Below are 8,139 nucleotides of genomic sequence, written 5' to 3' on the forward strand. Positions count from 1 at the left end.
GGCTTCGACCTTGGGGGCTTCGACCTTGGGGGCTTCGACCTTGGGGGCTTCGACCTTGGGGGCTTCGGCCTTGCAGGCGACCGGGCACGTATTCGTCACGCCAGCTTTGCAGCAGGCGTCCTTCGGATCCGCATCCTTCTTAGCCCCGCACGTTGTGGCCCCGCAGTCGGCTCCTGCCATCGCCGACGCCGACGCCAGGGCCAGCGCTACAATCAGAACGAGTGACTTCTTCATCCTCTTTCCTCCCTCTAGGAGCCCGGCCTGCACAGGAACGAACAGTACTCCAACTTGGTGTAACCACGAAACATTCCGCAAACCAGGTTTTGCGGAGTATTATACTAGATTTAGTGAACGGAGTCCACCCACGATTTGCTGCACCGTGTTGCAATGGAGGACCAAGCCATGACCGGGATTCATTGTTCGGATAACCGTCCTGATCCGCCCGTGACCTATGACGTGCGTCCGATTGGCTGGGTGCGTTGCGATCAGCAGTGGCCTTTTGACGCACCCCGGCAGCCGGGGTTGCTGGATAACCGGGCGACGATTGAAATTCTGCCGCTGTACAGTCAGGCGCTCACCGGCCTTGAGGAATTCAGCCGCATCTGGATTGTCTTCGTCTTCCACAACGCCACTGAAAAGCTGGTGATCCGGCCGCCGCGGCTGGCATCAGGGAGCGTGGGCGCCTTCGCCTCGCGATCCCCCCACCGGCCCAATCGCCTCGGCATCTCCTCCGTGCGGCTCGCCTTCCTTGCGGAGCAGGGTGTCCTTGGATTTCTCGGTTTTCTGAGGCATCAGCTCTCGTTCCTTCCCGACGATACCGAGCGGAAACGGGTGGAGAAAGCCGGTGACAGGGAATGGGTCATCAGCTACCGCACCTGGCGCTGCCGGTATACCGTTGATTTTGAAAATCGAATTTGCTCGGTGACGGATGTCTTCAGCGGATGGAATGCGGCGGAGCTTGGCGAGGGGAGCGAAGACCCGTGGGAGGACAAAGCCTTGCACCGGGAGTATTGCAGACGGTTCACTTCATCAACGGGAGACACGAAGGAATGACTGATGAACAAATTGACATCGAAACGCCCGTCATTCATAATCGTATGCGTTGTTTGGGTCTTCCTCATTTGCCGCCGCATCGCCGACGTCGCCTGTCGTCTGTCCCGCTGCTCCGGCGCACACCCCAAGGAGCGTTCAAATTGCGAGTTGCCATAGCCTATCCGCCGCTGGATTCCGAGAAAGGGGTGCCGCTGCTTTCCCAAAACCGGCAATTCCAGTGGTTCAACCGGCCGACCTTCATCTATCCCGTCGTGCCCGCAACGGCCGCGACTCTGGTCCGCGACGCGGGACACGCCGTCGCCTGGCTCGACGGCATCGCCTCGGGCTGGACACGCGCCGCGTTTGACGAGCATCTGGCCGCCTTCAACCCCGACGTCGTGGTGATCGAGACCAAGACGCCCGTGGTCGGGGCGCACTGGGCGATCCTGAAACAACTGAAGGCCCGCCATCCCCAGATGCGGCTGGTCCTGATCGGCGACCATGTGACGGCGCTTCCCGACGAGAGCTTTGCGCAGTCGCCGGTGGATTACATCCTGACCGGCGGCGATTACGATTTTCTGCTCGTCAATCTGCTGGCTCATCTGGAATCGGGCGCGCCCCTTTCCCCCGGCATCTGGTACCGGCAGGGGGATGCCGTGCTCAACACGGGGCCGTTCCGGCTGGATCACACGCTCTCACGCGCGCCGTGGATTGATCGCGACCTCACGCAGTGGCGTCTGTACTCGGAGAAGAACGGCAACTTCCGACGGACCCCCGGCACCTACATCATGTCGGCCCGCGACTGCTGGCACGGGCGTTGCACGTTCTGCTCCTGGACGACGCTCTATCCGACGTTTCGCAGCCGCGAGGCGATCGATTGCGTCAACGAGATCGAAGATCTGGTGGAGCGCTACGGCGTGCGCGAGATCATGGATGACGCCGGAAGCCTGCCGGCGGGGCCGTGGCTGAAGACGTTTTGCGAGGAGATGATCCGTCGCGGATTGAACCGGCGCGTCCGCATCGACTGCAACATGCGCTTCGGCCGGCTGACCGCCGGGGAGTACCGGCTCATGCGACTGGCCGGTTTCCGGCTCGTCTTGTTCGGCCTGGAATCGGCCAATCAGCAGACGCTCGATCGGCTGGACAAGGCGCTCACGATCGAACAGGTCCGCGAAGGCGCCCGGATGGCCTCACAGGCCGGTCTGGACGTGCATGTGACCGTGATGTTCGGCTATCCCTGGGAGGGCCTGGCAGAGATCGAGAATACGGTGCAGCTCGCCCGCTGGCTGTTGCGCAAAGGCTACGCCTACACGCTCCAGTGCACGATGATGGTGCCGTACCCCGGCACGCCGCTGTTCCGCGAGCTCCAGAAGGAGGGGCTGCTGACGACGCAGAACTGGGCAGACTACGACATGCGCACGGCTGTGATCCAGACGCCGGTTCCGGAGGCGGTGATCAAGGATGCGGTGCGCCGGGTTTACAAGGGTTTCCTGCACCCCGAGACCGTGCTGAGGCGACTCCTGACCACGCGCCACCCGATCGAGGATCTCCGGTTTTACTGGCGCGGCTTTTTATCGCTGGCCGGTCATCTGAAGGATTTCAAGAACAACTGAATCATACTGAATCATGGGGAGCCGATGAACACAGAACTGGCAAAAGGGGTCAACTGGGTCGGGCACCTTGACTGGAGCGTGCGCGATTTTCATGGTTACCGCACCGAGCGCGGGTCGAGCTACAACGCCTATCTGGTGGAGGGGGCGCACGCGGCACTGATCGACACGGTCAAGGCGCCTTATGCCGCGACACTCATCGGACAGGTGCGGGCGCGCTTGAGGGAGCGGCCGCTCCGCTACCTTGTCTGCAACCACGCCGAGCCCGATCATGCGGGTGCGATGGCCGCAGTCCTGGCGGCGTTTCCCGGCGTCACCGTGGTCTGCAATGCCAAATGCCGCGAGGCCCTGGGGCTGTACGGCGACACGACGGGCTGGACGTTCCAGGTGGTCAAGGAGGGCGACAAGCTGGATCTCGGCGGACGCACGCTGCAAGTCTTCGACACGCCGATGGTCCACTGGCCCGAGTCGATGGTGACCTATCTGATTGAGGAGCAGATCCTGTTTTCGATGGATGCGTTTGGACAGCACTATGCGTCGGGATGGCGGTTCGACGACGAGGCGCCGTTGGACGAGGTGATGCACGAGGCCAAGACCTACTACGCGAACATCGTGCTGCCGTTTGCCCGTCCGGTGACGGCGGCGCTGGCCAAGCTGGGGACGCTGCCGCTCAAGCAGGTGGCGCCGAGCCACGGCGTGATCTGGCGCAGCCATGTCGCCGACATTGTGCGGGCGTATCAGGACTGGGTCGTTTCCAAGGCGGCGAAAAAGGTCGTGATCCTGTTCTGCACCATGTGGGACAGCACCCGCCTGATGGCCGAGGCCGTTGCGGAGGGGGCCCTGTCCGAGGCTGTGACGGTGAAGCTGATCGACGTGAACGCCACCGCCGACACCGACATCGTCGCCGAGGTGATGGATTGCGCCGCGCTGGCGGCGGGGTCGGCCACGCTCAACATGGGGATCATGCCGCGGCTGGCGGCGACGTTGACCTACCTGCGCGGGCTCAAGCCCGTCGGCAAGGCGGGCTTTGCCTTCGGGTCCTGCGGCTGGGCGACCAAGGGCGCCGAAGAGGCGGCCGCCTATCTGGGCGCCATGCAGGTCGAGATCCTGCACGAGCCGATCACCTGCCGCTTCCGCCCGGACGCCGCCACGCTTGCGCGCTGCCGCGAAGCCGGCCGCCTGCTGGCGAAACGGGCGCTGACGGCAGGGGGGGAGACCAAAAGATGAACACGGAAAACGCAATCAAGACCTTCATTGGCTTCTTTGTCGCCATGCTGATCGGCACCCTGTTGGCCGCGCTGGTGGGCGGCGCGTTTGGGGCCTTGGTAGCCACGATTTCTCCGGAGTTTGTCGCCGGATTATTTAACCGGCAAGAGGAGGCGGGCATTGTCCGCTACGCCTGTGCCGTCGGGATGATCTGGGGCGTGTTCATCGGTGCGGCCGTCTCCGGATTCGCCTGTTTTCTGGCGGCAGTCATCAAAGTGCTGCGTATTCGGTTTGAGAGTCGGAAGCAGCCAGACCAACCGCGTCACTAGTTCCCTTGTCCGGCGCCTCTGATCCGTTGAGGCGGCGGTTGCGCCTTCCGGGAAAAGGGCGGCAATCCCAAGTCCCGCACCAGATTTCCAGGCACCTCCGTTTGGGTCAGAGGCGGGCGACCCAACCGCTGCCGAATGTTCTTGAGGAAACGGACGGTGCCGAAGGCGCGAGCCTTGGCCTGATACAGAGCCAGCCGATTCAGGGCGCGTTGAGAGGCGAACCCGCTTTCAGGAAGCGCCTGATGCAGAAGAAGAGCGGTGTCGAGCAGGTCGCCCAGTTCGGCGATAGTTGCCGATTCAACGTATAAACAGGACACCGGGAAGATCGGCGTCGGTGACGCCGAGGCTGCGCATGAAGCGGAGGTGACGGGCGAGATCGCCGGGCTGGGCGATGCTGTGTGAGTCGGTGCCGAAGGCGATCTTGACGCCGCGTTCGAGACAGGCGCGGAAAAAAGCGGGTTCGGGCTCGTTGCCGTGGAAGTTGAGTTCGGCGGCCTTGCCTGTTGCCGCGAGGCGGTTGGCTAGGGCGGTGTAGAGGTGTTCCGGCTTCTGATAACCGTTCCAGGGGAAAAAGCGGAAGAGATGGGCGAGGATCTGCACGGGCGAGGCGAGGTAGGCTTCGACATCGCGCATGAAGAGCGTTTCGGCCTCGGCCTGCGGCGTCACGCCGCGGGTCACGCCTGCGATCACATGAATGCCGCCGATGAGGATGTCCCAGCCCTCGGCATCCTCAGGTGCCAGCAGGAGCGAGCCGTCGCCGCACAGGTCCACTTCCAATCCGATCCGAGCAAACGGCGAACGAATCGCGCGGGCAAAGGCCTGGAACGCCGCCATGCGGCCGCGGCCGGGCGAGGCCCAGGCGGCCGCGACGGCCTCGGGTTCGTAAGGCCACTTGAACGTCCACGCATAGGGTTTGGGGAAATAGAGCTGGAAGGTGTGGTCGACGATGCAGACCCGATCAAGACCGAGCAAGCGGGAGAGGGCGATACCGTTCGCGGCCGTGATGGTCGTGCTGCAATAGGCGAATTCGGTGTGGCAGTGGCAATCACAGAGTCCGGGCTGCTCGTGGCGGAGGGTGTGGCGGGTAAAGGTGGCCTGCGTCCCCGCGAGCCGCAGATGCAGAAACGGGAATGGCGGATCGCAGAGCGCGGGGGCGGTGAGATAGGTGGTGCCGTCGCGAACGGTTGGTCCCGCGCCCGGATGGTAGTGCCCGCTCAGCGAGAGGCAGACCCCGGCGCTGCGGTAGGAGTCGGCGACAGCGTCGGCATTGTCGAGCCGATACGGATACGGGGCGTCAATGGCGGGAAAGACGGGATTATGCTGGAGGGCGATCAGCGGCAAGCCGGGATTGGCCGCGGCAACAACGGTCGGAAGCGCCAGATCGGCGTCCGCGCGGGCGTAATGGTCGCCGGTGATGCGGCGGTCGTGGAACACGAGGAAGCCATACCCGCCGATCCGTCGCAGGCCGGGCGATGTGTTGAAGAGGGCTGCCACGCGATCAGGGCGCTCATCGTGATTCCCGGGCAGCGCCAGCACGGGGATGCCGGTGGCGAGCAGCTTGCCGGCGAGCTGCATCCAGGCCAGTTCTGCGCCGGGGGCCCGGCCGTCGGCCACAAGATCACCGAGCAACAGGATCAGGCCCGGTTCCCGGCCCTCCTGGCGGAGCCGTTCGATGGCGCGCAAGACGAACTGGCTGGCCCAGGCACCGCCGTCGGGCATGGGGCCGGGCGTCGCCTCGGAACAGGAGCCGTGGAGGTCGCTCAGGATCAGAATATCCAGGGGTTCGGGTGCGTCAGACATGGTGGGAGAGCATACACGAAATGGCGCGGGATGCAAGCGAGAGAATCGGCTGGCGGGCCAGCTTAGTGGCGCAAGGCCTGGCCTTGAACCAGTTGTTGAAACACACCGGGGTGGCCGAGCAGTTCATCATACGTCCCATCCTGGACGATGTGGCCGTCTTTCAACACGAGAATCCGGTCGCAATGTCTCACGGTGGCCAGGCGGTGCGCAATGATGAGGCTGGTGTGATTGACCGTGATTTTTTCCATCGCCTCTTGGATCATCGCTTCGCTGACGGTGTCCAGAGCGCTGGTGGCCTCGTCGAAGATAAAGAAATCGGAGTTCGACAGCAGGGCTCGGGCGATCGCCAGCCGTTGGCGCTGGCCGCCTGAAAGGGTGGCGCCGCCCTCGCCGACGGGGGTGTCCAGTTGCAGGGGCAGCGGCTCGATGAATTCCCAGGCGTTCGCCAGCTTGCACGCGCGGCGCAATTGCTCCGTGGTCGCCCGCGGCTGCACGACGAGGAGATTTTCGCGGAGGGTGGAGCGGAAGATGAAGGGATCTTGAGGCACCACGCCGAAATGACGGCGCAGCTCCGCGCCCACACAGTGCCGGATATCAATCCCGCCGATCTGAATCGTCCCCTGATCGGGGTCGTACAGCCGCATCAGCAATTGCGTGATCGTGCTCTTGCCCGCTCCACTCGGGCCCACCAGCGCCACCTTCTGGCCATACGGAATGGTCAGGCTGATATCCCGCAGCACCGGCTGGCCGGGTTCGTACGCAAAGCTCACATGGGACATCACGAGGTCGCCCCGGCGCGGGATCTGGGCCTCAACCTCCAGCGGGTCCGGCGTGGTGCTGTCGGTCTCCAGAACCGCCCGAATGCGCTGCATGCTGGCATCGGCAGATCCCTTGGCAGTGGCCAGGGAGAAAAGAATTCCCAGCGGCCCCTGAAGGGTGGAAAAGGCCATGATGTATCCCGTGATCTCACCCAGCGTGATCCGTCCGGATTCGTAGCGCCAGAGCAGAACCGCGCACAGCAGCGCAAAGCAGAGATACCCCGCCGATTCGGCTTTCATATACTGATAGTGCGTATGAATATCGCGACGCACGCTCATCTGTCCGATCATCCGGGCCTGATTCTCAAAGACCCCCGAAATATGCGACTCCATCGCATAGAGCTTCACATGATGGCTGCCGCGGAGCAGGTCTGCCACGTAGCCCGACACCGTGCTTTCCACTTTCTGGTAATCGCTGTACAGGGACTGAATACGCCGGCGCGAGAGGTGCATCAGCACGACATTGATGCCGCACAACAGCAGCAAGACCATCGCCAGCATCGGATCCCACGTGCCGGTCAGCGCCAGGGTGGAGCAGACCGTGATGATCGCCCCCGGCCCCACGATCGCAAACTGCTGCAGAAAGCCCTGCACCTGAGCCAGCGGCGAACCGAACAGGTAGCTGAACAATTCGCCGGAGTTGTGCTTGATGTGAAAGCGCAGGCACAGGTGGTTCACATGGCGGAAGAAATGCGACCGCAATTCCAGCAGCACCGCTTCACGCACATGGGTAAAAATACGGTAGCCGGTGTGCCACACCGCCATCCGCCCGATCAGCGACACCACGAGGTACGTCAGGGCCAGCCGCAGCAACGCCGACCAGCGCATAGCCGAGTCCAGCCCCTCTTTCCGGATCACATCGTCAATCAGATACTTGGCCACGAGCATTTGATAGGTGATGGCCAGCCCGTGCATGGCGTTGAGCGTCAGCGACAGGACGATCTTCCATCCGTGCGGCCGAAGATAGGGCCACAAAAGCCTGATTAAACCCGACGGATGCTCCGGGCTCGGTTGGCTGGGGACAGCGGCTGACGGGGATGGCTGGTTCATGGGGCGGCTAGCGTGTCAAAAATAGGCTGATCGTGTCAAGTCCACGGAAGCAGACTATTTTCAGAATCTCGCATATCCTGGCTTGTTTCGGCTTCTGGATAGCGCTAGAATCCACCCACTAATGGAGACCTCCGACATGCACACTCAAAACGCAATCAGCGACGCGCTTGCCCGGCTTCGCAAAAGAGACGAAACGCCGGCTTTTACCGTCGTGGGCGCGGGGCACGGCGGTCTGGCCATGGCAGGCCATCTCGGCATCATGGGCTTTCCCGTCCGGCTCTACAACCGAACGGA

General features: G+C 63.1%; 8 protein-coding genes. 4 read left to right on the top strand and 4 right to left on the bottom strand.

The genetic code is table 11. The annotated features are described in order from the left end of the window. Positions 1 to 234: hypothetical protein (locus FJ222_10880; protein MBM4164923.1), on the bottom strand; the 234-nt coding region annotated here is incomplete at its 3' end. Between the two features lie 135 nt (positions 235 to 369). Between FJ222_10880 and FJ222_10885 the strand changes: the two genes are divergently transcribed. Genes FJ222_10885 through FJ222_10900 form a run of 4 tightly spaced genes read left to right on the top strand, consistent with a single transcriptional unit; the run spans position 370 to position 4,177 of the window. Beyond that, complete coding sequence (locus FJ222_10885) at positions 370 to 1,053, top strand: SAM-dependent methyltransferase (protein ID MBM4164924.1); 684 nt, start codon at positions 370 to 372, stop codon at positions 1,051 to 1,053. A 44-nt stretch (positions 1,054 to 1,097) separates the two neighbouring features. Further along, positions 1,098 to 2,645 (top strand): radical SAM protein, encoded by a 1,548-nt coding sequence (locus FJ222_10890; GenBank protein MBM4164925.1) that lies wholly within the window; start codon positions 1,098 to 1,100, stop codon positions 2,643 to 2,645. A 24-nt stretch (positions 2,646 to 2,669) separates the two neighbouring features. Beyond that, the gene (locus tag FJ222_10895) at positions 2,670 to 3,869 is read left to right on the top strand and encodes an FprA family A-type flavoprotein (protein ID MBM4164926.1); all 1,200 of its coding nucleotides are present in this window, start codon (positions 2,670 to 2,672) and stop codon (positions 3,867 to 3,869) included. After that, complete coding sequence (locus tag FJ222_10900) at positions 3,866 to 4,177, top strand: hypothetical protein (GenBank protein MBM4164927.1); 312 nt, start codon at positions 3,866 to 3,868, stop codon at positions 4,175 to 4,177. The genes FJ222_10895 and FJ222_10900 overlap by 4 nt, the downstream gene beginning before the upstream one ends. On the opposite strand, the gene FJ222_10905 is transcribed toward FJ222_10900, so the two are convergent. The 3 genes from FJ222_10905 to FJ222_10915 form a co-directional block, all read right to left on the bottom strand. Next, positions 4,174 to 4,494 carry a hypothetical protein gene (locus tag FJ222_10905; protein ID MBM4164928.1) on the bottom strand — a complete coding sequence of 107 codons (321 nt, stop codon included), beginning with the start codon at positions 4,492 to 4,494 and terminating at the stop codon, positions 4,174 to 4,176. The genes FJ222_10900 and FJ222_10905 overlap by 4 nt on opposite strands. After that, positions 4,475 to 5,977, bottom strand: coding sequence for a hypothetical protein (locus FJ222_10910; protein MBM4164929.1), 1,503 nt, complete (start codon positions 5,975 to 5,977; stop codon positions 4,475 to 4,477). The genes FJ222_10905 and FJ222_10910 overlap by 20 nt, the downstream gene beginning before the upstream one ends. A 62-nt stretch (positions 5,978 to 6,039) precedes the next feature. After that, positions 6,040 to 7,845 carry an ABC transporter ATP-binding protein gene (locus tag FJ222_10915; GenBank protein ID MBM4164930.1) on the bottom strand — a complete coding sequence of 602 codons (1,806 nt, stop codon included), beginning with the start codon at positions 7,843 to 7,845 and terminating at the stop codon, positions 6,040 to 6,042. Positions 7,846 to 8,139 lie beyond the last annotated feature (294 nt).

This window comes from Lentisphaerota bacterium (assembly GCA_016873675.1).
In the GTDB taxonomy this organism is placed as follows: domain Bacteria; phylum Verrucomicrobiota; class Kiritimatiellia; order RFP12; family JAAYNR01; genus VGWG01.

Excerpts from the sequence above, each read along its gene's own strand:
- FJ222_10890 (MBM4164925.1), top strand. The coding sequence starts at position 1,098 with ATGCGTTGTTTGGGTCTTCCTCATTTGCCGCCGCATCGCCGACGTCGC.
- FJ222_10895 (MBM4164926.1), top strand. The coding sequence starts at position 2,670 with ATGAACACAGAACTGGCAAAAGGGGTCAACTGGGTCGGGCACCTTGAC.
- FJ222_10900 (MBM4164927.1), top strand. The coding sequence starts at position 3,866 with ATGAACACGGAAAACGCAATCAAGACCTTCATTGGCTTCTTTGTCGCC.
- FJ222_10910 (MBM4164929.1), bottom strand. The coding sequence starts at position 5,977 with ATGTCTGACGCACCCGAACCCCTGGATATTCTGATCCTGAGCGACCTC.
- FJ222_10915 (MBM4164930.1), bottom strand. The coding sequence starts at position 7,845 with ATGAACCAGCCATCCCCGTCAGCCGCTGTCCCCAGCCAACCGAGCCCG.